We start from the raw sequence: 26,974 nt of genomic DNA on the forward strand, positions 1-26,974 counted from the left end.
TCAGTCCCCCAGGCGATGACCCCAGCCCAGCTTGCTGCGCAGGACTTCATAATAATTATGCCCAATGGGATGCACCATCTGGACCCGCTGCGGCTTGCGCCGTATCACCAGGACATCGTCGGGCTTGGCCACGGCACGGGTCTGGCCGTCACAGCTGACATGGGGGTAGGTCTGGTTGGTTTCCCCGATATGTATCCGAATTTCACTGGCCGCATCTATCACGATGGGGCGGCTGGACAACGTGTGCGGGAACATGGGCACCAACGTCACTACATCCAGCTTGGGATGCATGATGGGGCCGCCCCCAGACAGCGCATAGGCCGTGGAGCCGGTGGGCGTGGCGATGATCAAGCCATCGCTGCGCTGGCTGTAAACGAAATGGCCGTCGATGAACAGTTCGAACTCGATCATCCGCACGGCTTTTCCAGGATGAACTACCACCTCGTTCAAGGCCTCACCGTTACCCACAGCAACGCCGTTACGGTAAAGCTCCGCCTCGAGCAGAAAGCGCTCTTCGAGTTCATAGCGCCCTGCGAGCACCTCGCCCACGCGGGTTTCCAGCTCATCGGGAGAAATATCGGTCAGAAATCCCAGCCGACCACGGTTGACGCCGAGCATCAAGGTACCGGTGTGACATAGCGTACGCGCCGCCCCCAGAAAGCTACCGTCACCGCCGACCACAATCACCAGATCACACAGCTGGCCGAGCATGCGTCGGCTGGCTTCCGGCTGGCCATGGTCGGGGATCACGGTTGCGGTGCGATCCTCGACGATCACCTTGTAGTCTTGCTGCACAAGGAAATTCACCAGGCGGTTGAGCGAATCGACCACCTTGGTGCTGCCCAGGCGCCCGATCAAGCCGATGGTGGCAAAAGGACGTGCGGCACCATGGGTGGATGAACCTGAAACCGGTGTTTTGTTTACGTTTTCGGTCATGCGCGGCTCTCTCGCGAATCAGCGGTCATTATGCGCACAGCCGAGGCGACGAGCAAACACGCCCGGCGCCTCATCATCTCACTGTCTCAGCGTCTCATTGCCTGAAAGGCTCAGGCCGGGCTGGTGGCTCTGCGCTGTAACCACCAATGATTGAGCCACAACGAAGCCGCCATGATCAAAGCCCCGAGCAGCAAGCGCCCCAGCTCAGCCTCGCGGTTCCAGATCAGCAGGTTGACGACCAGCCCGGCGGGAATCAAGGCATTGTTCATGACCGCCAGGGTTCCCGCATCCACCTTGGTAGCTCCCCGGTTCCAGGCAAAGTAGCCCACCCCGGACGCCGCCAGCCCAAGCCAGACCAATACCGACCACTGCACGGCGGTGGTCGGCAAGGCCGTGCTATTGCCCAATAACAGGAAGGCCGGTACCGCGACCATTAACGCCCCGATGAAAAACCAGCCGAAGACGTTATGCCAGGGCAACGACGCCGGTAAATCAGAAGCCAATCGGCGATAGCCGACCTGCCCCAGGGCGAAGCACAGATTGGCCCCTTGTACCACGAGGAACCCCAACCAAAAGCCACTATCGATGCCATCGTAACGAATCACACCGGCGCCGATGACCGCCAATAGTGCGGTAACCAGATACATCGGGGTGAAGCGCCCGAACAGCATGTCGTCGAGCAAGGCGATATAGATTGGCGTGAAGATGGTGAACAGCAGCACCTCGGGTACTGAGAGCAGCAGAAATGACTGATAGAAAAAGATATACATCACGCCCAGCTGAAGTGCCCCGAGTGCCATCAGTGCTAGCCGCTGCCTGCCACGCAGCAGGCTAGGCCGCAGGAACGGCAGGAACACCAATGTCGCTAGACTGATGCGTAACAGCACCGCAAAATAGCTATCCACCTGCCCGGCGAGATACACCCCGATCAAGGAGAACGAAAACGCCCACAGCAGTGTAACGCCGACCAGATACCCCATTGGTAAACCTCTTTCATTAAAATAGTTTACCGGGATTATACGCACTGCAGCGGGCTTGCCAAGGGCGTTTATTGGCAGTCAGTTTACTGCCCTGAATTCATGGAAAACGGCGACGCAACCAGACCAACGCCAATATGACGCCCGGCAACCAACCGGCCAGCGTCAACAGCACCCCCAACGCAATACGCCGCCCCCCGGCGCCAGAAAGCGCCAAGGCCAAGGGCGGCAACAGCACGGCCAGGACGTAATACGCCGTTTTCAGCGCCGGCGTTGCGGGGGATGATGGCGGCTCAGCGGCGGGAGGAGCATCCACCTTTTTTGCCTTGGGTGGCGGGGTGAAATGCTCTACCCCACTGCCGCTTGTCTCGGATTTTCCTGCTTCAGGCCTATTTTCTTCGAGTTTGCCTGCTTCGGGCTTGGCTTGCCCGGAAGCATGCTCAGTGGCCTGACGATGCGCTTGCTTGTCGATTTTCTGTTCCAGGCTTTCAGAGCCTTCGGCCAGATCCTCATGATGCCGCTCCCATTCTTCCCAGTCGTGCGGCGTGCCGACCTTGGGCCGCTCGTGCCCGGCACCCCGAGCACGTTCCCAGGCCTTTTCTTCCAGGGTATTGGGCTTGTCTGGATCGCGATCCAGAGGCACCCCTTTTCGATTCAGATATTCTCTCGCATCCATTGGCCACTCCGATTCTTATGAGGTGAGCGATTAAGACAAACACCCTATCATTCACAAACGACCACGTATCCGGCATAAAAATTCAATACCGATCATTACCGGCATACAAAGCCAGGAGTCTGGTCCCACAAACCAATCGCTAACCAACTGTACTGTTCAACTAATACCGGAGCTTGCCATGCGACTCTCTAGATTCTCCCTGACACCCTCGCTGCGCTGGCTGTTTGTTCCCTGGTTGGCTATGGTGATCAGCCCGGTGACCGGCAGTGACGACCTGCACTTCTCTCCGTATCACATGGAGCGCTGGCCTACCCGCAGCTTTGAGGGTGAAACCGAGTATCGCGTAGTCAACAAGGACGGCCAATCCGTCTTGCAGGCGCGCGCCAACCAGCAGGCCTCCGCGCTTTACCTTGAGCGCGAGGTCGACCTGACTCAGACGCCCTACCTCAAGTGGTGCTGGCAGGTGGATCGCATTTATCCCGGCCTGAACGAAAGAACCAAAGCCGGCGACGACTACCCGGCGCGGGTTTACGTCGCCCACAAGACAGGCATCCTGCCCTGGCAGGTGCAGTCGGTGAACTATGTGTGGTCTTCGACGCAGGCAGCCAGTACGGCATGGCCCAACGCCTTTACCCAACGCGCCCAGCTGTTGGCGCTGCAAGGCGGTGACCAACAGGTTGGCGAGTGGGTCGCGGAGGTACGCAACGTACGGGAAGACTACCAGCGCCTGTTCGGCGAACGCCATGACCATATCGATGGCGTGGCGCTGATGAGTGACGGCGACAACGCTGGCGGCAATGCCACTGCCTGGTTCAGCGGCCTCACCTTCTCCGCCAACCCCACCCCGCCGAAGTGTCCGTCTTCATGACGCTAAGAAAGGAAAACCGCAGCGACACTCAGAGCAAAAAAACGCTGGTCCTCCTGCCTCTACCTTGTGGCCCAAAGCACTGCAGTTATTCTATGAATTCAGACTCCCAGATGGAAACTTCCCCTTATATCGCGCTCCTCTTGGAGCGAACAGCAACAGCTGTTGATGCCATCAAGATGTTCCCGTTATTAGTTGACCACTACAGTATTGCGAACCAGACTGATGAAATAAAAATGAAGGGGTGTGCAACTTAGTTTTCGAGTATTGGTTACACAAGAAGCATGTGAATAATATAAACAATCAGGATAGGCGAAGGAATGTTTTTGCACTTGGTTACGACGAACGCCACGGCGACGAAAGGAAACCATAGGGAAAACAAAAGATGTCGGCAAATCTTCCGGATTACGAACAGTTCTGCAGCAACTTTTCCTGGGACCAGGCCCGACAGGAGCTATCCGGGATGGGCAATGGCCGGCTCAACATCGCCTTTGAGGCTCTCGACAGGCACATGGACACAGAAACGGCGGAGCATACCGCCATCCGCTTTCTGGCCCGGGACAGTGAAACCCCGGTGGACATCAGCTACCGGGCGCTAAACGAGCGCGCCAACCGCTTCGCCAATGTGCTGCTGGATCTGGGGGTGAAACCCGGCGAGCGGGTCTATGGCCTGGCCCACCGCATTTCCGACCTATACGCAGCAGTGCTCGGCACCCTCAAGCATGGTTGCGTATTCACACCGCTGTTTTCCGCCTTCGGCCCGGAACCGATACGCCAGCGGGTGGAAATCGGTGAGCCGGCAGTGCTGGTCACAAGCAAGCGTCTGTACCAGAAGAAGGTCGCCGACTGGCTGGCCGACACACCTTCGGTGCGCCATGTGTTGCTGATTGATGAACTCGACGAAGCGCCCGAAGGTACGCTGGACGCGGCGGCATTGATGGACGCGGCCAGCGGCGACTACGCCACCCGCGCGATGGCTCCGGAAGATCCTGCCCTGCTGCATTTCACCAGCGGCACTACCGGCAAGCCCAAGGGGGCGCTGCATGTGCACGATGCAGTGATCACCCATCACATGACCGGGCGCTATGTGCTGGACATGCATCCCGGTGACATCTACTGGTGCACGGCGGATCCGGGCTGGGTCACCGGCACCTCCTACGGCATCATCGCCCCGCTGACCAACGGTGTGACCATGGTGGTGGACGAGGCCGAATTCGATGCCGAGCGCTGGTATCGGATCCTCCAGAACCAGAAAGTGGCGCTCTGGTACACCGCCCCCACGGCAATCCGCATGTTGATCAAGCTGGGGGAAGGACTGCCCCGGGCCCACGACCTGTCCTCGCTGCGATTCATGGCCAGCGTCGGCGAGCCGCTCAACCCCGAAGCGGTGATCTGGGGGCAAAAAGTGCTGGGCCTGCCCTTTCATGACAACTGGTGGCAGACCGAGACCGGCGGCATCATGATCAGCAACTACGCCGCTTTGGAGGTCCGCCCCGGCTCCATGGGCAAGCCCATTCCCGGAGTCGAAGCGGCAGTAGCACGCAGGACCGAAGATGGTATCGAACTGATTGATGAGCCCAATGAAACCGGCGAACTGGTGCTGAAAAAGGGCTGGCCTTCAATGTTTCGCGGCTACCTGCATCAGGAAGAGAAGTACCGCAACAGTTTTTCCGGCGACTGGTACCTTACCGGCGACCTGGCGCGCCGAGATGCGGACGGTTACTTCTGGTTTATCGGCCGCGACGATGACGTGATCAAGTCTTCCGGCCACCTGATCGGCCCCTTCGAGGTGGAAAGCGTGCTGCTCGAGCATCCCGCGGTGGCCGAGGCCGGGGTCATCGGGGTGCCCGACGAGGTGGCCGGGGAAACGGTGAAGGCCTTTGTTTCACTGAAGCCGGGGTACCCGCCGGACGAGGCCCTGCGCAAGGAGCTGATGGGACAGGCCCGTAAGCGCCTGGGCCCGGCAGTGGCGCCACGCCATATCGAATTCCGTGAGGACCTGCCACGCACCCGCAGCGGCAAGATCATGCGCCGGTTGTTGCGCGCCCGCGAGTTGGGCCTGCCTGAAGGCGACACCTCCACCCTGGAAGGCAACAGGGAATAACAAGCACCGGCACGAGGAACAGGCAATGAATGAGGCAACCGCTGCGGGCAAGCCTCGGCTGACGAGGGAACACGCACTGGCACTGTTGCGCGGCATGCTGCGCGTGCGTCGCTTCGAGGAGCGCTGCGTGGAGCTGTACACTCAGGAGAAGATCCGCGGCTTTCTGCACGTCTGCATCGGCCAGGAAGCGGTGGCCGCCGGTGTCATGTTCAACATCGCCGACGACGAAGCGGTGGTGGCCGCCTACCGCGAGCATGGCCATGCCCTGCTCAAGGGCATGAGCATGCAGCAAGTGATGGCGGAGATGTACGGCAAGGTCTCCGGCTGCGCCAGGGGCCGGGGTGGCTCAATGCATCTGTTCGATGCCGACACCCGCTTCTATGGTGGCAATGCCATCGTCGGCGGTGGTATTCCCCTTGCCGTCGGTCTGGCGCTCGCGGAAAAGATGCAGGGCGGCAACCGGGCCACGGTGTGCTTCTTCGGCGACGGCGCCGCCTCAGAAGGCGTCTTTTACGAATCCCTGAACCTGGCCGCCCTCTGGCAACTGCCGCTGGTGTTTGTGTGCGAGAACAATTACTACGCCATGGGCACGCCGATTGCGGTGGAACACGCCCAGCCAGAGATATACCGCAAGGCCGAGGCTATCGGGGTGCCCGCCGAACGGCTTGATGGCATGAGCGTGGTTCAGGTAGAAGCGGCTGCGCGCAAGGCCCTGGCAGCAGCCCGTGCCGGCAAGGGCCCGCGCCTGATTGAATGCGAGACCTATCGTTTCCGCGCGCACTCCATGTTCGACCCCCAGCGTTACCGAGATCAGACCGAGGTGGAGGAGTGGAAGAAGAAGGATCCCATCGACCGGCTGGCCGAGTGGATGGCCCAGGCCAACCTGATCGATGAGGACCAACGCAAGACCATGGAAGCAGAGATCGCCGAGGAAGTGGAGCAAGCCGTTCAGTTCGCCGAAGCGGCAGAATGGGAGTCAGAAGAAACGCTGTTTGACCATCTTGTTCAGCCGCTGCCAAAGCCGCTGGCCCCACCCCCGGCGCCGGAGACCGAGGCCACGGAAACCACCCTGCGCGAAGCATTTCACCGCGGGCTGGAGGAAGCCCTGGAACATGATGATCGGGTTTTTCTGATGGGCGAGGACATCGGCCGCTATGGTGGCTGTTATGCCGTCACCCATGACCTGTTCGGGCAGTTCGGTGCCGAACGCATCATCGACACGCCGCTGGCAGAGAACGGCTTCACCGGGTCCGGCCTGGGCGCCGCATTGGGCGGCATGCGACCGGTGATCGAAATCATGACGGTGAACTTCAGCCTGCTGGCCATTGACCAGATCGTGAATAGCGCCTCCGCGCTGCTGCACATGTCCGGTGGCCAGTTCAATGTGCCCGTGGTGATTCGCATGGCCACCGGCGCAGGCCGCCAGGTGGCGGCACAACACTCTCACAGCCTGGAAAACTGGTATGCCCACGTGCCCGGGCTGAGGGTGCTGGCGCCGGCCACCGTGGAGGACGCCCGTTACATGCTCTGGGCGGCATTGCAGGACCCCAACCCGGTGGTGATCTTCGAGCATGTGATGCTCTACAACCACAAGGCCGAGCTGACCCCACAAGCGCACGGCGTGGATATCGAGAAAGCCGCGATTCGCCGGCCGGGAACGGATATCAGCCTGATCACCTACGGCGGCTGCCTGTACAAGACGCTGGAGGCCGCCGAGCAGTTGGCCGCCGAGGGCATCGAGGCGGAGGTGATCGACCTGCGCGTACTGCGGCCGTTGGACACCGACACCCTGATCGAATCCGTGAGCCGTACCCGGCGCGCAGTCATGGTGGACGAAGGCTGGAAAACCGGCAGCCTGGCCGGCGAACTGATGGCGATACTCACTGAGCAGGCATTCTGGGAACTGGACGCACCGCCGGCCCGGGTGTGCAGCGCAGAGATACCGGTGCCCTACGCGAAACACATGGAGCAGGCCGCCCTGCCCAGGGTGGAAGACATTGTTGCCGCCGCGAAACGGACGCTCGGAGAAGCACCGTGAGTGATTTCAGCATGCCCTCGATGGGCGCCGACATGGACAGCGGAAAGCTGGTCGAATGGAAGGTCAAACCCGGTGACCGGGTAAAAAAAGGCCAGGTTGTCGCCGCGGTGGAAACCTCCAAAGCCGTGCTCGACGTGGAGGTGTTCGAGGACGGCGTGGTCGAAGAACTATACGTCGAAGAAGATACCGACGTGGATGTGGGCGAGCCACTGGCCCGGATCGGCGATGGCAGCCGTGTCGGCAAGCAGGCGCACGAAGCTGCAAGGAAAGGAAAAGGGAAAACGAAGCCGAAAACCGAAACGCAAGCCGAAACAAGCGCTGAGACGAAAGCCTCGCCTGAAAAGCCCCCGGCCAAGGGGCCCGCCGTGGCGCCGGCTACCGCAAAGCTCGAATCGGAAGACCGTGTGCCAGCTTCCCCTGCCGCACGCCGCAAAGCCCGAAAGGCCGGCATTGCATTGTCGGAACTGCGCGGCAGTGGTCCCGGCGGCGCCGTCGTACTGCGGGATCTGCAAGGCGTGCAGCCCACCAGTCCGGATGCCCGGCCAGGGGCGGGCTTTGACCGCGGGCAGATGCGCGCCGCCATTGCCGCCGCCATGAGCCGCGCCAAGCGCGAGATACCGCATTACTACCTGGCCAACACCGTGGATCTGCACGCCGCCGAGCAATGGCTCACCGACTACAATGAACACCAGCCACCGGAAAACCGGCTACTGCTATCCGCGCTGTTCATGAAGGCCACCGCCCTGGCCCTGGCCCGCTACTCGGAGCTCAACGGCCACTATGCTGGCGACGGCTTCACTGCAGCGACCCGGGTCAACCTGGGCATGGCCGTGCACCTGCGAGGCGGCGGCCTGGTGGCCCCGGCCATTATGGATGCCGACACATTGACCCTGCCGGAACTGATGCACCAGCTTCGCAATCTGGTGCGCCGCGCCCGGGGCGGCGGTCTGCGCGTCTCCGAGATGGCGGGCGGCACCGCCACCGTCACCGCCCTCGGCGATCGCGGCGTGGACACCGTGTATGGCGTCATCTACCCCCCGCAGGTCGCCATGATCGGTATCGGCCGCGCACACCGGCGCCCGCTGGCGGTGGATGACGGCGTCTCCGTGCGCCTGGCCGTGGATATCACCCTGGCGGCGGATCATCGGGTCTGTGATGGACACCTCGGGGCCCTGTTCCTCAACGAAATTGAACAACGGCTACAACAACCGGAGGCACTGTGAATCGGGATGAATTGCGCAACGCGGTACTGGAAGAACTGTCCAGCATTGCACCAGACATAGACTTGGCATCGTTCGATGACAACGCCAACCTACAGGATGAATACGACCTGGATTCGATGGACGCGCTGAACTTGGCGGAGGCTGTGCACAAACGGCTGGGGGTGAATATTCCGGATCAGGATTATGCCCGCATGCACTGCGTTGCCGAGCTGCTCGATTATCTGGAGAAAAAGCTTTGAGCCTCGCATGGCGGGCTGTCCAGCAGGCGGGTTAGCCGATAGGCGGGCCTTCATTTCATATCCGAGATAGGCTGGCGTTAGAGCTCAACGGCGGCCCTTTCAGGGCCTCCGCTGGAGCGAAATGTTAGGCGACGCGTCTGAATGCTTTCTACTCGCGCCAGTATTCTGGCTTATCCATAGCTTTCGCGCACACGACTGAGCCTCGTACCGCACCAAGGACGACCGAATCCAGTGCACAAACCATTCAGGCTTCTTTTGGTTTGATAGCATCCACTCCAGAATTTTGCGTTTGAAGGCCTTGGAACGATGAATGCCCCGGCAGGCTACCGAGGCGTTTTAGCATTTTCTACTGTCCGAAGCCGATGCCCAGTCGCAGCGCCTGGAGGCTATCGAATTCAACATTTACCTCGTCGGAAAACACGGGATGCCCCTGCACCGCTAGATTCAGTGCCGCCTGAGAGCCGCGGTAAGTGACCGTCGCCGAGATGTTCGCTGATGTGTTGAGGGGGGCCAGCAGGCCGTACTCGACGTTATCAACGTTGACCGAGGTGAGGCCGCGACTATCCAGCTGTTGCTGAACTTCCTGTTCGACGGCAAGGCCGTAATAGAAGTACAGGCCGGCATAGCCAAGCGCCAGCAGTACGATCAGTGAGAAGAGCTTTCCCATTGTTTCCCCTAGGGGTTGCAGAATCCTTGATGATTGCTGCCTGCGGTCAAAGTGCGCTCAACACGGCCTGAGCCTGACCGTCTGTTAAGCGTGCGACACGCAGGCAACCGCGAGCGCTGATAATGCCTGCGGCGATCAGGACGCACAAGCAATCAAAAATGAACTTTTTTACCAATGAGAAGCTTGGCTGCGCATATTTATTAATCTGGATATGCCTACTAACTCTACCTACGGCACGCCCTGACGCTTTCGGCTAGTTCGCTCACCAGACCATGTACCCGTTCAACGGCGTCGTCGGGGGTGCTGGCGTACTCTATGCAGTCTACCAGCGCGGAGCCGACCACCACCGCATCGCTGAACCGGCCAATGGTGGCGGCCTGTTCAGCGGTGCGAATACCAAAGCCCACCGCAATGGGCAGCTGGGTGTGTTCGCGCAGTTGGCTAACCGAGTTTTCCAACCGTTTTGGTGTGGGTGCGTTGCCGCCGGTAACGCCCGCCACGGATACGTAGTAGATAAATCCGGAGGCGTTGCTGAGCACTTTGGGTAGACGTTTGGCATCGGTGGTGGGGGTGGCCAGGCGGATAAAATCAATGCCGTGCTGGGCAGCTGGCTGGCAGAGCTCTTCATCGTGCTCGGGAGGTAGGTCAACCACAATCAACCCATCTACCCCGGCACGGGCGGCATCCGCCAGAAAGCGCTCAACGCCGTAGCAGAAAATGGGATTGTAGTAGCCCATCAGCACAATCGGTGTGGTGCTGTTCTGCTCGCGGAAGCTGCGCACCATTTCCAGCGTTTTGGCTTGGGTTTGGCCTTTTTCCAGGGCGCGCAGCGCGGCTTTTTGAATGACGGGGCCATCAGCCATGGGGTCGCTAAAGGGCATGCCGAGTTCGATAATATCCACTCCTGCTTCTGGCAGCCCGTGCAACAGGCGACGCGAGGTGGCGGCGTCCGGGTCGCCTGCAGTCAAGTAGCTAACCAGCGCCGGACGGTTTTCTTTCTTGAGCGCGGCAAAGCAGTGTTCAAGACGGGAAGCATTGTTCATGGGAATCTCCTGGGTCGCGCTCATGCGTTCTTCATCCCGAATTTATCACCGAGATGGTGGGCCACGCTCATCATGTCTTTGTCGCCACGCCCGCTTAGGTTGACCACCATTAAGTGCTCCCGGGGAAGCGTAGGGGCACGCTTGGCGACTTCGGCCAGGGCGTGGGCGGTTTCCAGGGCGGGAATAATGCCTTCCTGGCGGCAGCAGATCTGGAACGCTTCCAGCGCTTCGTCATCGGTGGCGGACACATACTCAACCCGCCTCTGTTCGTGCAGCCATGCGTGTTCCGGCCCGATACCGGGGTAATCCAGCCCCGCTGAAATCGAGTGAGCGTCGGCAATCTGGCCATCTTCATTTTGCAGCAGGTAGGTGCGGTTGCCGTGCAGTACCCCTGGCGTGCCGCCGTTCAGGCTGGCCGCATGCAGGCCGCTTTTTACGCCTTTGCCGCCCGCTTCGACGCCAATCATTTTTACCGAAGGGTCTTTCAGGAACGGGTGAAACAGCCCCAGGGCATTCGAGCCACCGCCCACGCAGGCCACCAGCGAGTCGGGCAGGCGACCCTTTTTTTCGAGCATCTGGGTGCGAGTTTCGTGACCGATCACTGCCTGGAAGTCGCGCACCATGGCAGGATACGGATGTGGCCCGGCCACGGTGCCAATGATGTAGAAGGTGTCATCAACGTTGGTGACCCAATCGCGCAACGCTTCGTTCATGGCATCTTTTAGCGTGCCGGTGCCGGAGGTTACTGGAATAATCTCCGCGCCCAGCAGCTTCATGCGGAACACGTTAGTCTGCTGGCGTTCGATGTCCGTCGTGCCCATGTAGATCACGCAGGGCAGGCCAAAACGTGCCGCCACGGTGGCGGTGGCCACACCGTGCATGCCAGCACCGGTTTCGGCGATGATGCGCTTTTTACCCATTTGCTTGGCCAGCAGCACCTGGCCGATGCAGTTATTGATCTTGTGCGCGCCGGTGTGGTTTAGCTCTTCACGTTTCAGGTAGATGCTGGCTCCGCCAAAGTGTTCAGTCAGCCGTTCGGCAAAGTAGAGCGGGCTGGGCCGTCCCACATAGTCGCCCTGAAAGTAGGCTAACTGGCGCTGGAATTCGGGGTCGTTTTTGGCGACGGCGTATTCGTCTTGCAGCTCTAGAATCAGCGGCATCAGCGTTTCGGCGACGAAGCGGCCGCCGAAGCTGCCAAATAAACCGTTGGCATCGGGTAGGTTCACAGGTTGGTTCATCACGACCTCTGGGTGCGTTTTGGATTGTGATGAAGGTAGCGCAGGCAGGCGGCGATAAAAATCGATAAGATGGCAGCAACATGTGAGCTGGAGTCACCAATTGATGCAAAATAGCATGCCGCCACTCAGCGCACTGCGCGCCTTTGAAGCCACCGCCCGGCTGGGCAGCGTTACCGCTGCTGCCCGTGAGCTAAGCGTGACCCACGGTGCAGTCAGCCGCCAGCTGCGCAGCCTGGACGACCATTTTGGCGTGGCGCTTTTCGCCAAAGCGGGGCGTGGGCTGTTGCTTACCTACCATGGTGAACGATTACAAAGCGGCATAAGCGAGGCATTTACCCGCCTGCGGGATAGTTGTGCAGCGCTCAAGCATGAGGTAGAGGAAGCGCCCTTCATCCTGGCCTGTCCTGGCAGCCTGCTGGCGCGCTGGCTGATTCCCCGCCTGGACCGGCTTCACCGCGAGCTGCCCCAGCTGAAGTTGAAAGTGGTGGTAAGCGAAAGCGAGCTTCCCGGTAAGCAGGCGGATGCCAGCGCCACCCTGGCGTTTTCCGCACCACCCTGGCCTGCCAATGTGGAGGTTGTCTCCCTAATTCCAGAGCAGATTTGCGCAGTGGTAAGCCCCCAGCTGGCCGCTCAATGCGACCCAGCCAAGCCAGAATCGCTGTTTGCCAACAAGCTTTTAGTCACCGCCTCACGCCCACAGGCCTGGCCCCAGTGGGCCAACACCCAAGGGCTTGATATGGCGCAGCTTGAGCAGGCGCTAAGTGATGGCCAAGGATTTGATCATCTCTATTATCTGATGGAAGCGGCGGTAGCGGGGTTGGGTGTGGCAATTGCGCCTAAATTGCTGGTGGAAGATGATCTGAACAGCGGGCGGCTTGTTGCGCCCTGGGGAAGTATCGAGACTGCCGCCCGGCTGTGCCTGTGGCTACCTGGAAAAGCCAGTAGTCGCCGCAGTGAGCCGCTAAAAGAGTGGCTTAAGAGGGAATTGGCGGATAGGGCTTCCCCTCTCCGAAGGAGAAGATAAAGGCCGTTCCAGCATCAAGCAAGCAAGATGAAAGCTTTATTCAACCAGCGTCCGGGCAGCCTCCAGATAGTCCGCCCCGTTGGTAACCACGCGCTCCTGGTCAAGCATTTCCGACCCTAGGTGCACCTCTTCCAGAGACACCGCCATGCTCTCCCCTTCCTCGGCAATTTTCTGCAGGGCATTCTCCAGGGTGTAAGTCAGCATGTGAAGCTCGCCCATCTGCTTCTGAGTGCAGCATTGCTTAATGGGCTGCTGACGAAGCTCGCCAATTCCGACCTACCGGCATGCGCTGTTAGTGAAACGACTCCGTGGCCAGGCGAATCACCTGAGAGCCTGTCCCCTCAGACGAGAAGAGCCAGCGCAATGCGCTGACTCTTCTCGTTATGTCATGCTGCCCCGGCTCGCCTTGGGGCAAGCACAACCTCTTCCACTAGATATAAAAGTGGTTCAGCAAGTGGGCCTTGCGTCGACGATAAGCGGATTCGGTCATCCGCTCGAGCAGCCGAGAGGCGGATTCGCCCATTCGCTTGATCAGAGAGGCCTCAGGGGCGGTGATGGGCATGCTGCGTGAGAGCGTTTGGGTAGTCATGGGATTAGAATCGTCATATCGTGAGTATGCTAACAGCATACCCGCCCATAAGACTTTAGTCCAAGCCATTCACCTTTAGTCGCTTTAACTCGGCTCGACCGATGCGATTGGGGGGTGACCATTATTCCAGCAGCTGTTAAAGAATGCCGACTTCGTCTGGGGCTTTCGTAGCGCCTCACCGGTCTACTATGATCGCATGGTGGCTGCCGGCCTGGGTATCGCCATCGTTCCGGCCACCAGCAGCTCGCATCCCACACCGGGCATCCGCTTTCTGCACCTCGAGGCGACATGCCCCTATGGATGGCCTGGAGGTCGAACAACGACACCCCTGCACTGCTGAACTTGGTTGAGCTTATTGGCGATTCTTTTGGGGGTTTAGAGTAGGGGAGACATCATTTAACCTGTCGAACAGTCCTGTCGCTTGAAAACGTTGAAAGTCGTGAGTGCCTTATCAAAACATGAACGGATAAATCACCTACAGTTGAAGAATCTCATTTTTATATCGGTACGAGAAGGAGCTTAGACATGGCTGGCAAAATGCCCGAGATCGTTCGCGACATCATGTCCAGGGATTGTTACCGAGTCTCTCCCGAGACATCCATCACCACGCTTGCTCAAGGGTTGGCCTTACACCGCTTGCCCGGCGTGCCAGTGGTCGACCATCACGACCATCTCGTCGGTTTCATTTCCGAACAGGATGTTCTAGGGAAAGTGCTGGAAAGCCTGTACCACAATGACGAGCCGCCATTGGTCAAGGAATTGATGCGGCATGAGGTCTTGACCGTCACACCCAACAAGGGCATTACCGACCTGGCCCAGGAAATGCTCGGCATCAAACCCAAGGTGTATCCCGTCGTCGAACAGCGCCGGTTGGTCGGCATCGTCACTCGCCGTGACATTCTCAATGCACTTCTGCACGTTCGTCGACACTGATCCCGGTATCCAGCACGTGCCGATTTCGTCGTTAGCAAAATTAGCGACAAAAAAAACCGCCACTCGTGAGAGCGGCGGAAACAAGGGATCGAAAACAATAAACAAGTGCAACATTCCTAGCGACTGCTATCGCTGTGTTGCCTCACTTTATCTGACACTGATCGCACAGAAAGTTCGCAAAAAGGCAAAATCTTCGTTTTCCGCTCTTACCGGGTATACTTGCAGGTTGGCCGAACGTGACAGTGAATCGACGTTGCTCACATCCGATGGAGTACAGTAGTGGCTCTTTTTTTGCTGGTTTTTGCTGTCTGTCTGCTGATTATCGGTACGATGGTGATTATCTTGCTCAACTCTCGTACGCCACGATACCGCACCCAGCCCAATGATTTATTGGCATTGTTCGACAAGGCCCTGAACAGCCAGGTCAGTGAAACGGAGTGGAATACCATTATCGGCTATCCGATTCGTCATGATGACTATCTCGATGGAATACGACGCCGTGCGGCACGTTTGATGGAAGCTCATGGGCGCCATTGGCGGGTAGCCCAAGGCAAGCCGTTGCTGGATCAAGAAGGCCAGGCGGAATTGAAGGGATTGCGTGACCACTTGGCGGCACATACGTCACTACGCGAGCAACATTAGCTTCCACTAGCGGTACAAAGATCTCGCGCAACCATGGCAGTCCTCAGTCCTGCTCAGGAGACATTCCATGCCCAGCATTATTCGTCAAATTCCCCTGGAGCGAGCCACTCGCCACCACTCCCATGATTTTCATCAGCTAGTCATCACGCTGAGCGGGACGGCGGAATTCGAGATAGAAGGATTAGGCGGACATGTCAATGCGTTTGCAGGCTGCATCGTCCCTGCCAATCATGAACATTATTACTCGGGCAGCGGCCATAACCGTCAATTGATTCTCGATCTTCCCGAGGACGCCCCCGCCTTGACCGGCGACCATCGCGAGTTGGTGGCCTTGTTCGATGCACCGCGCTTTTTTACTCTCGACAAGGCCCTTCGCCATTATCTGGCATTTGTCGATATCGAGCTGAACCAGCAATGCGGACTCAGTGAAGCCGGCGCCTTGCAGCAGGACCGTCTTGCCGTCACGCTATTGGGCTCCCTCAAGGCCAGGCTAGGAGACGAGGCTCCTCATGGCCGGAAGCGCCTGAACATGTCCCTGCTGAACCGTTATATTCAGCAGCATCTAGGGGATGAGTTACGCGTCGCGGATCTCGCTCGTCTGGCCTGTTTGAGCGAAACGCATTTTTCCAGCTGCTTTCGTGCACAAACCGGTCTTTCTCCCTGGCAATACGTCAAGCGTCAACGCCTGACTAGCGCTCGACACCTGTTACTTACCAGCCGCACGCCCCTGGCCGATATTGCCGTGCAAACCGGGTTTGCCAACCAAAGTGCGCTTTCCCATGCGTTCCGGCGCAATTATGGATTATCACCACGTCAACTGCGTCAAGACTTGGCTGCACAGTCAATACCACAAACGATGACGACCCCTTTGCCGCTTCCAACTGTTTAGTTGAGGCTCAAGAACTAGACTAAGGTAGTAAAGTTACTTAATTTGCCTTGAAATTGGCATGTTTTGCGTCGAAACCGACATGCAGCAAATAACCCCGCGCATTACATTCGGTGATTAGATTGGGTGTTATGCCCGGTATTACCCTTCCGTTATTGCTTAGACCTTCGGGGGCTTCGATGCTCAACGCCAAGAAACTACGTGATCCTGCCACCTGGCAAACCGATCTCGACACCTTGATGGCCCGTATCAGCGACCATTACCTTGTCGACGAAGATATCTACGTCGGTGAACTGATCAAGCTTCTGGACACGGATCGTGAAGACTTCGACCGTATCGAGCAACGCACCGCAGAGCTGGTCCGCGACGTACGCCAGATGGATACCGCCGTGGACACCATCGATGAGCTGCTGCAGCAATACAGCCTCGATACTCACGAAGGCCTGATGCTGATGTGCCTGGCCGAAGCCATGTTGCGCATTCCTGATAAGGCGACTGCCGATGCCTTGATCGAAGACAAGCTCGGCCCGGCGGACTGGCAAGCGCATATCGGTAAAAGCGACTCCTGGCTGGTCAATACCTCCACTTGGGGGTTATTGATGACTGGCCGTGTGCTCAAGATGGATCACCCCAAGGAAGGGCAACCGGCGACCTTCATTAATCGTATGGTCAACCGCCTGGGCGAGCCGGTCATTCGGCGCGCCATGTATGAAGCCATGAAGATCATGGGCAAGCAGTTCGTCCTGGGTCGGGATATCGACGAAGCCCTCAAACGCTCCAAGCCGCTTTTCGATAAAGGCTATACCTATTCATACGACATGCTTGGGGAAGCCGCTCGCACTCGTGACGATGCCAAGCGTTACTTCGATGATTACGCCAAAGCCATCGACCAGGTAGGCAAGACCTGCAAGACGCTTTCCGCCAAGACGCCTTCGCCCTCGGTTTCGATCAAACTCTCGGCGCTGCACCCGCGCTATGAATTCGGTCGCCGCGAGCAAGTTCTCACCGAGCTGGTCGATACCGTGATCGCACTGGTTAGCCGTGCGCGCAAGCTCAATGTGGCGGTGACCATCGACGCCGAAGAAGTCGACCGTCTGGAGCTGTCGCTGGAAGTCTTCCGCGCGGTCTATGAAAGCGAGGCGGTAAAAGGCTGGGGGCATTTTGGTCTGGTCATTCAGGCCTATGCCAAGCGTGCGCTGCCGGTGCTGCACTATATCAACCGTCTTGCCGACCAACAGGGCGATGAAATTCCCCTGCGCCTGGTCAAGGGCGCGTACTGGGATACCGAAATCAAGGAGTCCCAGCAGATCGGAGTGGAAGGCTACCCGGTCTTCACCCGCAAGGCCTGTACCGATGTTGCGTACCTGGCCTGCGCGCAATTCTTGCTCAGTGATGCGACAAGGGAACGGATTTTCCCTCAGTTCGCCACGCACAATGCGCATACCGTGACCGCCATTCTCGATGTGTCCAACCAGAACAAGCGCCCCTTCGAGTTTCAGCGTCTGCACGGCATGGGCGAAGCCCTTTACGAAGCCGCCTTGCAGCGTGCTCCGAAAGGTACTTATTGCCGTATCTATGCGCCGGTGGGGGCGCATAAGGACCTCCTCCCCTACTTGGTGCGCCGACTGCTGGAAAATGGGGCCAATTCTTCGTTTGTCCATCAGTTGGTCGACCCGGACGTCCCGGTGGAATGGCTGTGCCAGCATCCGGTGATCAGCCTGCGTAAGTACAAGACGCTGTCCAATCCCAATATTCCGTTACCCCGGGACATCTACGGTCCGGCGCGGCGCAATTCTCGTGGCGTGAACCTGAATATTCGCAGCCATTACCAGCCACTGATGAAGCAGATGGCCAGCTTCATGGACGTCACCTACCGCGCCAAGCCGCTGCTGGCCTTTGACGTCGCCGACGATGCTGCTCAACTCAAGACAGTGACCAGCCCGTTCGACCGGCGCAAGCAGGTGGGTAGCGTGCAATGGACCACCAAGGAGCAGGCAAGCAAAGCCCTGGATGCCGCCTGGGCCGCTTTCCCGCGTTGGGAAGCCACGCCCATTGCCGAACGTGCCGCCATCCTGCGTCGTCTGGGCGATTTGATGGAAGAGCATATGGCGGAGCTGATGACGCTGTGCTCACGCGAAGGCGGCAAGTTGCTGACCGACGGCGTGGACGAGATCCGCGAAGCTGTGGATTTCTGCCGCTATTACGCCATGCGTGCCGAGGAGACGTTCGGCGAAGCCACTGAGCTTCCTGGCCCCACCGGGGAATCCAACCGCTTGATAATGGGCGGCAAAGGGGTGTTCGCGGCGATCAGCCCTTGGAATTTTCCAGTGGCAATTTTCTGCGGCCAAGTGGTTGCTGCCGCCGTCTCGGGTAACACCGTGCTGGCCAAGCCTGCCGAACAGACGTCCATCGTCGCGCACCGTGTCATCGAGCTTTTATACGAAGCCGGCATGCCGCGTGATGTCGTGCAACTGTTACCCGGTGATGGGCCGACTGTCGGCAGCGTTCTGACCTCCGATCCACGGGTCACCGGGGTGGTTTTCACCGGGGGTACCGACACCGCTCAGATCATCAACCGCGCCCTGGCGGCACGGGAAAATGCCCCCCTGCCGACCCTGGTGGCGGAAACCGGCGGCATGAATACCATGATTGTCGACTCCACCGCCCTTCCCGAGCAAGTCGTGGTGGACGTGATTCAGTCAGCATTCCAGAGTGCCGGGCAGCGTTGTAGCGCCTTGCGTGTCCTGTACTTGCAGGATGACGTTGCGGACCGGGTGATTGAAATCCTCAAAGGCGCCATGAACGAGTTGCGTATCGGCGACCCGCGCGACCTGGGCACCGATGTCGGCCCGGTGATCGATGAAGATGCCCGTAAAGGCCTCAATGCTCACATTGAAAAGCTCAAGGGGGAAAAACGCCTGGTAGCTGAAACACCGTTGACGACCGAACAGACCGAACATGGCACCTTTGTGGCACCGGTCGCATTCACGATCGATAGCATCAAGGCACTCGAGCATGAGCAGTTCGGCCCGATATTGCACATCGTGCGCTACAAGGCCAGCGAGCTGGATCAGGTCATCGACGACATCAATGGCCGAGGCTATGGCCTGACCTTCGGTGTGCATAGTCGTAACGAGTCTTTCGCCGCCGAAATAGCGCAGAAAATTCGCGCTGGGAACGTCTATATCAACCGTAACATCATTGGAGCGGTGGTCGGTGTACAACCTTTCGGTGGAATGGGGCTTTCCGGGACCGGCCCCAAGGCAGGCGGGCCGCATTACCTGCTGCGCTTTGCCACGGAAAAAACCCTCACCAATAATACCGCTGCTCTGGGTGGCAATGCATCGCTATTGGCGCTGGGCGATGAGTGAAACACCTCATCAAATGTTGAATGAAGCAACTATAAAACCAACCTGACTCCTGGAAAGGAAACGTATCATGGTTCAAAACAACCTGGGCATTGCCTTTACCTTCGTGGCGTACTTGATACTGATGCTGGGTATCGGTGTCGTCGCTTATAAACGTACCAACAACCTGTCCGACTATATTCTCGGCGGCCGCTCACTTGGACCCTGGACTTCCGCGATTTCCGCCGGGGCATCGGACATGTCAGGCTGGCTGTTGCTGGGTCTGCCCGGCGCTGCCTACATCAGCGGCATTTCAGCCAGTTGGATTGCGATTGGTCTGCTGATAGGCACCTGGCTCAACTGGCTGCTCGTGGCGCGTCGTCTGCGCCTTTACAGCTTCAAGGCCAGCGACTCCCTTACCTTGCCGGATTTCTTCGCCAAGCGTTTCCGCGATAACTCACAGCTGTTGCGGGTCATTTCGGCGATCTTCATCTTGATGTTCTTCCTGTTCTACACAAGTTCCGGTCTGGTGGCAGGCGGCAAGCTGTTCGAGACGGTATTCGGTTACGATTACTCGATCGCCGTGACCATCGGCACCATCGCCATCATCTCCTACACCTTCTTCGGTGGGTTTTTGGCGGTATCCTGGACCGACTTGATTCAAGGCTTGATGATGGCGGTCGCGCTGCTGATCGTCCCAGTCGTGGCCTTCATGGATGTGGGTTCGACAGGTGCCGCGGAAGCCTTGGCGGGGCAAAGCGAGCACATGCTCAGCTGGTTCCGTGATGCCTCCACCGGTGAAGCCTTGAGCTTTGTGGGTATCGTCAGTTCGTTGGCATGGGGCCTGGGTTACTTCGGCCAGCCGCATATCCTGGCGCGCTTCGCTGCCATTCGCAGCGAAGCCGACATTCCCGCCGCACGCCGCATTGCAGTCACCTGGTCCGCACTGACCCTGGTGTGTGCCATCGCAGTGGGTCTGTTGGGCGTGGGTTTCATCGAGCGCGACCTGGCCGATGGCGAAACCATCTTCATGGTCATGGTGAATGCCATCTTCCATCCGGTGATCGCCGGTGTGCTGTTGGCCGCCATTCTGGCTGCGGTAATGTCCACAGCGGATTCCCAGCTGCTGGTGTCATCCTCTGCACTGACCGATGACTTTTACAAAGCGCTGTTCCGCAAGGATGCCTCTCAAACCGAGCTGGTCTGGGTAGGTCGTTTTGCGGTCATCGGTATCGCCGCCTTGGCCTATATGCTGGCGCTCAATCCGGAATCCAACGTTCTGGGACTGGTCTCCTACGCCTGGGCAGGCTTTGGTGCCGCCTTCGGTCCGGCCTTGATCATGGCGCTTTACTGGCGCCGCATGAACCAGTGGGGCGCGCTTGCCGGTATTATCGTGGGCGGTGTTACCGTGGTGCTCTGGGCTGAGATCTCCGGCGGTATCTTCGATCTGTACGAGATCGTCCCCGGCGTGATCCTGGCTTACATCGCGATTGTGGTCGCCAGCCTGGCAACAGCGCCTCCCAGCGATGCCATCACTGCCGAGTTCGATACTTACGATCAGAGCTGAGGTTCGGTTGGTTCTATAAAGAAGCAAGCAAACCAAGCTAGTAAGAGACCGCCTTCGGGCGGTCTTTTGTTTGGGCTGTATTATATAAGTCACCGGGTGCGACTACCGAGGAATAAACTCTTGCGCTGGATCAATAACTGCATAGGCACAGCTGGTTAGAATCGCTTTCATCGGTTCTCAGCGACTATCAGCCAATCTATTCCACAAGAGTGTCCTCATGCATAAAATGACTTTGCCTGCCCTTCTCGCCGCCGGCATTGCCGCCGCCGCTTTCACCACCAGCACCCAAGCGCTTGCCTATGGCGAAGGTGATTTCTTTACCCGTGTAGGTGCGGCGAAGGTGGATCCGAAAAGCGATAATGGGGAAGTTCTCGGAGCCGACGTCAATGTCGACTCGGAAACAAATTTAGCTTTCACCTTGGGTTACCGTTTCCATGACAAGATGGGAGTCGAGCTGCTGGCCGCGCTGCCATTCGAGCATAATCTAGAGGTCGAAGGTGTTACCGGTGGTTCTACCAAGCACCTGCCGCCTACCCTGACAGTTCAGTACTACCCGCTGGGAGGCACAGAAGCACGCATTCAGCCTTATATCGGCGCGGGCATCAACTACACTAACTTCTTCGAGGAAGAAACCGATATCGGTGCTTCATTGGAACTCGATGATTCATGGGGTGCGGCCGGCCAGGTGGGTATCGACCTATTGATCGATGACAACTGGGCACTCAATGCTGCAGCCTGGTACATCGATATCGATACCGATGCCAAGGTTGGTGGCGCAGATGCCGGTACCGTCGAAATAGACCCGTTAGTGGTCATGGGTGGCCTCAGCTACCGTTTCTAAGCTAGCCTTGTCGTAAGGTCTTCAGTGTCCAGCCAATGCCCGCCTTCCGGCGGGTATTGGCTTTTTGCTATCTGGTGTTTAGAAAGTTAATTCTCCGTTACCAGCCGGTCCACCTCTTCCACCGTCCGGAGTATCGCTACGCGCTCAGTGGCAGGTACATTTGCCTGTTGCAGATAGGTCTCGAGCGCGGGCGCCACCTCGCAACGCGCCGGCAGGGAGCCTTGCGCCTCCGCTAGCGCACCAAGGCGGGGGATAAATACAAAACGCAGCCATTGCGGTAACGTCATGGTATCCACACAGAACGGTTGTTTGCTGGTGAACGCCGACGCTTCGGGAGGCGTCATGCGCCACAAGCCCGCCTCTTCAAGTGCTGTTTCAAGGCGTTGCAAAGCAATTTCAAGCTGTTGATATTCCGTCATGTCATGCCTGGTTATTAAAAAGTGTTGGCTTATTATCACGGCTATTTTTGAGGTTTTCCACCGCTGATAGCCATTGCCAGGCGTCATCCAAAGATTCACAGAAAACTTGCAAGAGCCTGTGGATAAGCTATGGAAGGATGTCGCTTAGCCTACCCCTGCGGGCTTTGAGAAATTTGGTCATTTTTTGACCTTTCTGTTCCCATTGAAGCCGTGATTATTCCTTATATACGGCTGACAGCCGCTCATCTGCAAGGTAAAGTGCACGCTTGAAACGCGGAAGGATGCCATGCAACCAATTCACACCCTTGATGATTTTTTTACTCGCAGCGGCGCGAGCGTCACCCTTTACCATATGGGCAGGCGAGTCACACCCTGCGCCCGAAACGTGCTTGCCCAGTTCGAGCATGAAAATGCGGCCTGGCCGGACCCTTGGCAAGGCAAGGCACGCTTGGCGATCATGTTTCGCCTGGGTGATATTGCAGAACCGGCCATCTGGTTTCTGGCGCTTTCCCTGGATGAGCTAGGCCAGATCGACCCCGCCCCCCGTGATGCGTTTTTACAACGTTTGTTGGAAACCCTGGGGCATAACGTCAGTCAGGTGGGGCGCAACGATACCCAGCAAATCGACAACCTGATGAAAGATAATCCCCTGGTGTTCACCCCCAGCCTGAGCTTTCAGGCCATCATGCATGCTCGCGCCAGCCATGACCTTGCCCAACCCGCCAGCCAGCACCTGGAACTGGTGGAAGCCTACGTCAGCCGTCAGCAAGAACTCGACTGGCAAGCCTTAGGGCTACAGGGACTTGCCGATTTTGTGATACACATGGACACCGCAGCCGAACAGCAATTGGCCGAGCGCCTGCCGAGCCTTCCCGAGCCGGTATTGCACTCTCTATGCTATTGCCTGGAGCACGTTGCACCAGGCGAAACGCTGATGGCTGCATTGCGCGTACGCGGGGAGCAAGCCGCCCAGGCCGGTGATATAGAAACCTTGTGCTGCTGTGTCCGCGCCGTGGGCGGTACCGACCACCCCGCGACAGGCGAATGGTTCGACAACCTGCTTGCAGATAACGCAGCGTGTGGACCCGACCTGCTTGCCGCCATTGCCGCCCGTGGCTGGGAACATCTGGAAGACGCTGAGCGTCTACCTTGCTTTCTCGAATGCCTGGCGAAGGAGCCGCGTAGCGATTTCTCTGCCGTGGTACGCGACCTGGCATCGATTCCACGCCTACGCTTGCCGGTCGTGATGTGTCTGCGCGATGCGCACGCCTCCTCCGCCACCAAAGCCAAGCTAACCGAGCTTTCCGCACCTTCCAGTCGCATGTAACCATCAGTCGCATGCAACCATTGCGGTACGTTAAAGCATGCCCAAGGAGTCTCTTGTGAAGGAATTGCCTTATCAAGCCAAGGCAGTGATCGGCCGTCGAGAAATGGTCACCCTGCCGGAACTTGGCTTGCACCTGTGCTGCAAGATCGATAGTGGAGCACGCACCTCTGCGCTGCATGCCGAAGAGTTTGAAACATTCGAAGACGAGCATGGCCAGCTGTGGGTCAGTTTCATCACCCATAGCGGCGGCCCGACCACCCCCGGGCACCGCCTGCGGGTGCATCTTTATGATCGGCGAAAAGTCACCAGCTCCAACGGCCAGATGGAATGGCGTTACGTGATCCGTACGCTGCTACAGATGGGGGAGATGGAGTTCCCGGTGGAGCTCACCCTGACCGACCGGCGTGACATGCGCCACCCAATGCTATTGGGTCGTCGTGCCATGCGCCGTTTTCTGATAGCGCCCGGCGCAGCGTTCTTGCACGGCGAACCTTGACCTAACCCTTTACCCTTTACCTGGCCACGATCCGGAGTCTTTCATGCATATTGCTTTGCTGTCCCGCAATCGCAACCTTTATTCGACCCGCCGGTTGGTGGAAGCGGCTGAAAGCCGTGGCCATAGCGCACGCGTAGTGGATACGCTGCGCTGCTACATGAGCATTGCCTCTCATCATCCCTCGATTCACTACAAGGGCGCGGAATTCGAACACTTCGATGCAGTGATCCCGCGTATCGGCGCCTCGGTGACATTCTATGGCTGCGCGGTCTTGCGTCAGTTCGAGATGATGGGCACTTATGTGCTCAACGACTCTGTCTCCATCACCCGTTCTCGCGACAAGCTGCGTTCCTTGCAATTACTTTCGCGCAAGGGTCTCGGATTACCGATTACCGGCTTCGCTCATTCCCCCGATGACATTCCGGACTTGATCACCATGGTCAAGGGAGCGCCCTTGGTGATCAAACTGCTGGAAGGCACCCAGGGTATCGGGGTAGTACTGGCGGAAACCAACCAGGCGGCGGAATCAGTGATTCAAGCCTTCATGGGCCTGAAAACCAATATCATGGTGCAGGAATACATCAAGGAAGCCAGAGGTGCCGACATTCGCTGCCTGGTGATCGGCGATAAAGTGGTCGCCTCCATGAAGCGTCAGGCCGCCGAAGGGGAATTTCGTTCCAACCTGCATCGTGGCGGCACCGCCAGTGTGATTCGCATCACCCCGGAAGAACGCTCGACCGCTATTCGTGCGGCCAAGGCCATGGGGCTACGCGTCGCTGGTGTGGATTTGTTACGCTCCAATCATGGTCCGGTAATCATGGAGGTCAACTCCTCGCCAGGACTGCAAGGCATCGAAAACGCCACCGGGAAAGATATTGCCGGCTTGATCATCGAACATATTGAAAAAAATGCCGTAATACCGCGTAAAACACCCACCAAGCCAAAAGGCTAAGGTAAAAGCACCAAAATAATCCCTTAGAGGGGTGGCAAAACAACGCTGCCACCCCCACAATCTGCGTCACCGAAGGAGGTAGACGCTCATGTTTCTCGATAATCGCCAAGTGGCGATGGATAACGCACTGGAAGCCTTGGCCGACAGCATCGATTATTTCCAGGACAATCTCGAACGCCTGCGTCCCTCGCTGCGCGATGCCTTAAAACCGCATTACGAAGCCAGGTTAGAGCAGATGCACAAGCTGCAGGAACTGGCCAGAACGCATCTCAAGATGCTGCCACGCGAAGCGGATGTCGAACGCGACGATTTCTTGTGGCTGTGGAGCCGGCTGAAAAGCTTCGTGGGTAACGATAGTCAAGTCTTGATCAACGAACTCCTGGAACAGGAACGTGTGTTGATGCAGGCACTCTCGACCCTATTCACTCATCCACTTCCAGCACCTATCGAGCCGGTAGTGGAAGAATGCATTAAAGGCTGCCGCACCTTGATCCGCGAGCTTTACGCCTTGCAAAAGCAAAAGGCCAGACGCTGACATGGCTGCTGAGAATCTGGGCGGCTGAGAATCAGAGCTATCGAGAATCGAGTAACCGAGGAGCAACTGAATCCTCCCTGCCTTCCACACCCTCTTCGATAATCTCAAGGGGGTATGGCTGCTGAACGTCTATTATCAATGGTTCTACCGGTCCGAGAAAATACGGTTCACGCCTCCACAGATATAGATCCCCCAAGGTCGCTACGCGCGCCACCCACTCTCGAAGCTTGAGTCGCCACACACCTGCAACCGGGCGTTCAAGCGCGGCACACCCTCTCACCTCCATTCCCAGCGCCCGGCCGATATACACCGCCCGAGGCAGATGCCAGGCCTGAGTCACCAGCACCGCTTTTTCCACCTTAAACACCCCTTGGGCACGCGATAAGGTATCGAAGGTACTGAACCCCGCAAAATCCATGGTCATCTGCTCGGCCGTCACACCACGCCGATTCAGGTCGCGCCACATCGCCCGAGGTTCATTGTAGGCTTGGGTGCGGTTATCGCCTGAGATCAACAAATGATCCACCTGTTGATGCTCGATCAAGTTGGCGGCGGTAAGCATGCGCCCATTGAAGTGGGGATTACGTGCGCCGCTGCGGGTCCAGTTCGAGGTGCCGAATACAATCGCTACCCGCTCGGGACCGCACTGGTGAACATCACGTTCGATATAGGTTGAGGTATGGGCTAGCACCCATACATTGCCGGCCACCAACACGAATATCGCCAGAAGCAGCAACGCCCCCAGCGACATCAAAACTATCTTCAGGCCCTTCTTTAGCCCTTTCTGCAACAGCCGATACATGGCGTTCCTTGAGCTCGCTCAGAGGCAGATCAGAACATGCCCAGTTCCAGCTTTGCCTCATCACTCATCATGTCACGGCTCCAAGGGGGGCTGAACACAATTTCCGTATGAACCTTGCTGATTTGTGGCGCCCCTAGAATCTTGTTGCGCGCATCGGCCGCAATCACATCACCCATACCGCAACCGGGCGCAGTCAATGTCATGCGAATAGTGACAATTCGTTCGCCACTGATCAAGCGTTCGATGCGGCAGCCATAAACCAGGCCTAGATCGACTATATTGACTGGAATTTCCGGGTCAAAGCAGGTTTTCAACTGATCCCAGACAAACTGTTCGATTTCCTCGTCGCTGGCCTCTTCAGGCAGGCTCGGACGGGGTAATGGCTCCAACCCCAAAGCATCCAGATTACGGCCTTCGATCAAGTAGAGGCGCCCGCCAAACCCCACACTTACCGAGCTGCCCTTGGCCTGCATCACGCTGACCACGCTGTCTTCCGGTAGGGTTTCCGTCTTGCCGAAAGGAATGGCAATGGCATCCACATCGCGTTGCAAGGGTAATGACTGGCCTTTGGCCAGTTGAGTAATCTGCTCGATATCCATAGGCCTCTC

At 58.0% G+C, this 26,974-nt stretch carries 27 protein-coding genes; 16 read left to right on the forward strand and 11 right to left on the reverse strand.

Annotated features, from left to right (window positions below; translation table 11 throughout):
* The 3 genes from LG290_RS10820 to LG290_RS10830 all read right to left on the reverse strand — a co-directional run bounded on the left by LG290_RS10820 (position 1) and on the right by LG290_RS10830 (position 2,589).
* Positions 1-936 (reverse strand): NAD(+) kinase, encoded by a 936-nt coding sequence (locus tag LG290_RS10820; protein WP_160419661.1) that lies wholly within the window; start codon positions 934-936, stop codon positions 1-3.
* A 110-nt stretch (positions 937-1,046) separates the two neighbouring features.
* Entirely contained in the window at positions 1,047-1,916 is an 870-nt protein-coding gene (locus tag LG290_RS10825; protein WP_160419662.1) for a carboxylate/amino acid/amine transporter, read from the reverse strand.
* 97 nt (positions 1,917-2,013) lie between these two features.
* A complete protein-coding gene (locus LG290_RS10830; RefSeq protein ID WP_499834841.1) occupies positions 2,014-2,589 on the reverse strand; it encodes a YqaE/Pmp3 family membrane protein in 576 nt (191 codons plus the stop codon).
* Positions 2,590-2,767: 178 nt separating this feature from the next.
* Here LG290_RS10830 and LG290_RS10835 point away from each other — a divergent pair, with 178 nt between their 5' ends.
* From LG290_RS10835 to LG290_RS10855, 5 genes are all read left to right on the forward strand, one after another.
* The gene (locus LG290_RS10835; protein ID WP_499834842.1) at positions 2,768-3,457 is read left to right on the forward strand and encodes a DUF3047 domain-containing protein; all 690 of its coding nucleotides are present in this window, start codon (positions 2,768-2,770) and stop codon (positions 3,455-3,457) included.
* 382 nt (positions 3,458-3,839) lie between these two features.
* Positions 3,840-5,558: an acetate--CoA ligase gene (gene acsA / locus LG290_RS10840; protein WP_499834844.1), complete on the forward strand. Its 1,719-nt coding sequence runs from the start codon at positions 3,840-3,842 to the stop codon at positions 5,556-5,558.
* Positions 5,559-5,583: 25 nt separating this feature from the next.
* Complete coding sequence (gene pdhA / locus LG290_RS10845; protein ID WP_499834845.1) at positions 5,584-7,596, forward strand: pyruvate dehydrogenase (acetyl-transferring) E1 component subunit alpha; 2,013 nt, start codon at positions 5,584-5,586, stop codon at positions 7,594-7,596.
* On the forward strand, positions 7,593-8,819 hold the full coding sequence (locus LG290_RS10850) for a dihydrolipoamide acetyltransferase family protein (protein WP_499834846.1): 1,227 nt from the start codon (positions 7,593-7,595) through the stop codon (positions 8,817-8,819). Before pdhA ends, LG290_RS10850 begins: the two co-directional genes overlap by 4 nt.
* Complete coding sequence (locus tag LG290_RS10855; protein WP_499834847.1) at positions 8,816-9,058, forward strand: acyl carrier protein; 243 nt, start codon at positions 8,816-8,818, stop codon at positions 9,056-9,058. The genes LG290_RS10850 and LG290_RS10855 overlap by 4 nt, the downstream gene beginning before the upstream one ends.
* 346 nt (positions 9,059-9,404) lie before the next feature.
* Here LG290_RS10855 and LG290_RS10860 read toward each other — a convergent pair whose 3' ends face one another.
* From LG290_RS10860 to trpB, 3 genes are all read right to left on the reverse strand, one after another.
* On the reverse strand, positions 9,405-9,725 hold the full coding sequence (locus LG290_RS10860; protein WP_499834848.1) for a hypothetical protein: 321 nt from the start codon (positions 9,723-9,725) through the stop codon (positions 9,405-9,407).
* 224 nt (positions 9,726-9,949) lie between these two features.
* A complete protein-coding gene (trpA, locus tag LG290_RS10865) occupies positions 9,950-10,768 on the reverse strand; it encodes a tryptophan synthase subunit alpha (RefSeq protein WP_499834849.1) in 819 nt (272 codons plus the stop codon).
* Between the two features lie 20 nt (positions 10,769-10,788).
* Positions 10,789-12,006: a tryptophan synthase subunit beta gene (gene trpB / locus LG290_RS10870; protein WP_499834850.1), complete on the reverse strand. Its 1,218-nt coding sequence runs from the start codon at positions 12,004-12,006 to the stop codon at positions 10,789-10,791.
* 103 nt (positions 12,007-12,109) lie between these two features.
* Here trpB and LG290_RS10875 point away from each other — a divergent pair, with 103 nt between their 5' ends.
* Positions 12,110-13,030, forward strand: a complete 921-nt coding sequence (locus tag LG290_RS10875) for a LysR family transcriptional regulator (protein ID WP_499834851.1) — start codon at positions 12,110-12,112, stop codon at positions 13,028-13,030.
* Positions 13,031-13,066: 36 nt separating this feature from the next.
* Here the strand turns inward: LG290_RS10875 and LG290_RS10880 are convergent, their stop codons facing one another.
* Positions 13,067-13,234, reverse strand: a complete 168-nt coding sequence (locus tag LG290_RS10880; protein ID WP_499834852.1) for a DUF6746 family protein — start codon at positions 13,232-13,234, stop codon at positions 13,067-13,069.
* Between the two features lie 226 nt (positions 13,235-13,460).
* On the reverse strand, positions 13,461-13,619 hold the full coding sequence (locus tag LG290_RS10885) for a hypothetical protein (RefSeq protein ID WP_499834853.1): 159 nt from the start codon (positions 13,617-13,619) through the stop codon (positions 13,461-13,463).
* Positions 13,620-14,144: 525 nt separating this feature from the next.
* Between LG290_RS10885 and LG290_RS10890 the strand changes: the two genes are divergently transcribed.
* From LG290_RS10890 to LG290_RS10915, 6 genes are all read left to right on the forward strand, one after another.
* A complete protein-coding gene (locus tag LG290_RS10890) occupies positions 14,145-14,552 on the forward strand; it encodes a CBS domain-containing protein (protein ID WP_499834854.1) in 408 nt (135 codons plus the stop codon).
* 279 nt (positions 14,553-14,831) lie between these two features.
* Positions 14,832-15,194 carry a hypothetical protein gene (locus tag LG290_RS10895; protein ID WP_499834855.1) on the forward strand — a complete coding sequence of 121 codons (363 nt, stop codon included), beginning with the start codon at positions 14,832-14,834 and terminating at the stop codon, positions 15,192-15,194.
* A gap of 67 nt (positions 15,195-15,261) precedes the next feature.
* Positions 15,262-16,083, forward strand: coding sequence for a helix-turn-helix domain-containing protein (locus tag LG290_RS10900; protein ID WP_499834856.1), 822 nt, complete (start codon positions 15,262-15,264; stop codon positions 16,081-16,083).
* Between the two features lie 176 nt (positions 16,084-16,259).
* On the forward strand, positions 16,260-19,451 hold the full coding sequence (gene putA / locus LG290_RS10905) for a bifunctional proline dehydrogenase/L-glutamate gamma-semialdehyde dehydrogenase PutA (protein ID WP_499834857.1): 3,192 nt from the start codon (positions 16,260-16,262) through the stop codon (positions 19,449-19,451).
* Between the two features lie 67 nt (positions 19,452-19,518).
* A complete protein-coding gene (gene putP / locus LG290_RS10910) occupies positions 19,519-20,994 on the forward strand; it encodes a sodium/proline symporter PutP (RefSeq protein WP_160419677.1) in 1,476 nt (491 codons plus the stop codon).
* Positions 20,995-21,211: 217 nt separating this feature from the next.
* The gene (locus LG290_RS10915) at positions 21,212-21,835 is read left to right on the forward strand and encodes an OmpW/AlkL family protein (protein WP_160419678.1); all 624 of its coding nucleotides are present in this window, start codon (positions 21,212-21,214) and stop codon (positions 21,833-21,835) included.
* A gap of 86 nt (positions 21,836-21,921) precedes the next feature.
* Here the strand turns inward: LG290_RS10915 and LG290_RS10920 are convergent, their stop codons facing one another.
* Positions 21,922-22,254, reverse strand: a complete 333-nt coding sequence (locus tag LG290_RS10920; protein ID WP_160419679.1) for a YqcC family protein — start codon at positions 22,252-22,254, stop codon at positions 21,922-21,924.
* Positions 22,255-22,540: 286 nt separating this feature from the next.
* Between LG290_RS10920 and LG290_RS10925 the strand changes: the two genes are divergently transcribed.
* The 4 genes from LG290_RS10925 to LG290_RS10940 all read left to right on the forward strand — a co-directional run bounded on the left by LG290_RS10925 (position 22,541) and on the right by LG290_RS10940 (position 25,564).
* Entirely contained in the window at positions 22,541-23,581 is a 1,041-nt protein-coding gene (locus tag LG290_RS10925) for a DUF3549 family protein (protein WP_499834858.1), read from the forward strand.
* Positions 23,582-23,636: 55 nt separating this feature from the next.
* Positions 23,637-24,077 carry an ATP-dependent zinc protease family protein gene (locus LG290_RS10930; RefSeq protein WP_499834859.1) on the forward strand — a complete coding sequence of 147 codons (441 nt, stop codon included), beginning with the start codon at positions 23,637-23,639 and terminating at the stop codon, positions 24,075-24,077.
* A gap of 43 nt (positions 24,078-24,120) precedes the next feature.
* Positions 24,121-25,029, forward strand: a complete 909-nt coding sequence (gene rimK, locus LG290_RS10935) for a 30S ribosomal protein S6--L-glutamate ligase (protein ID WP_160419682.1) — start codon at positions 24,121-24,123, stop codon at positions 25,027-25,029.
* A gap of 88 nt (positions 25,030-25,117) precedes the next feature.
* A complete protein-coding gene (locus LG290_RS10940) occupies positions 25,118-25,564 on the forward strand; it encodes a hypothetical protein (protein WP_160419683.1) in 447 nt (148 codons plus the stop codon).
* A 37-nt stretch (positions 25,565-25,601) separates the two neighbouring features.
* On the opposite strand, the gene LG290_RS10945 is transcribed toward LG290_RS10940, so the two are convergent.
* Both LG290_RS10945 and sufT read right to left on the reverse strand, forming a co-directional pair.
* Complete coding sequence (locus LG290_RS10945) at positions 25,602-26,366, reverse strand: SanA/YdcF family protein (RefSeq protein WP_160419684.1); 765 nt, start codon at positions 26,364-26,366, stop codon at positions 25,602-25,604.
* Positions 26,367-26,395: 29 nt separating this feature from the next.
* Positions 26,396-26,965, reverse strand: coding sequence for a putative Fe-S cluster assembly protein SufT (gene sufT, locus LG290_RS10950; RefSeq protein ID WP_160419685.1), 570 nt, complete (start codon positions 26,963-26,965; stop codon positions 26,396-26,398).
* Positions 26,966-26,974: the final 9 nt, after the last annotated feature.

The organism is Halomonas sediminis (assembly GCF_044871105.1).
Taxonomy (GTDB): Bacteria; Pseudomonadota; Gammaproteobacteria; order Pseudomonadales; family Halomonadaceae; genus Vreelandella; species Vreelandella zhuhanensis.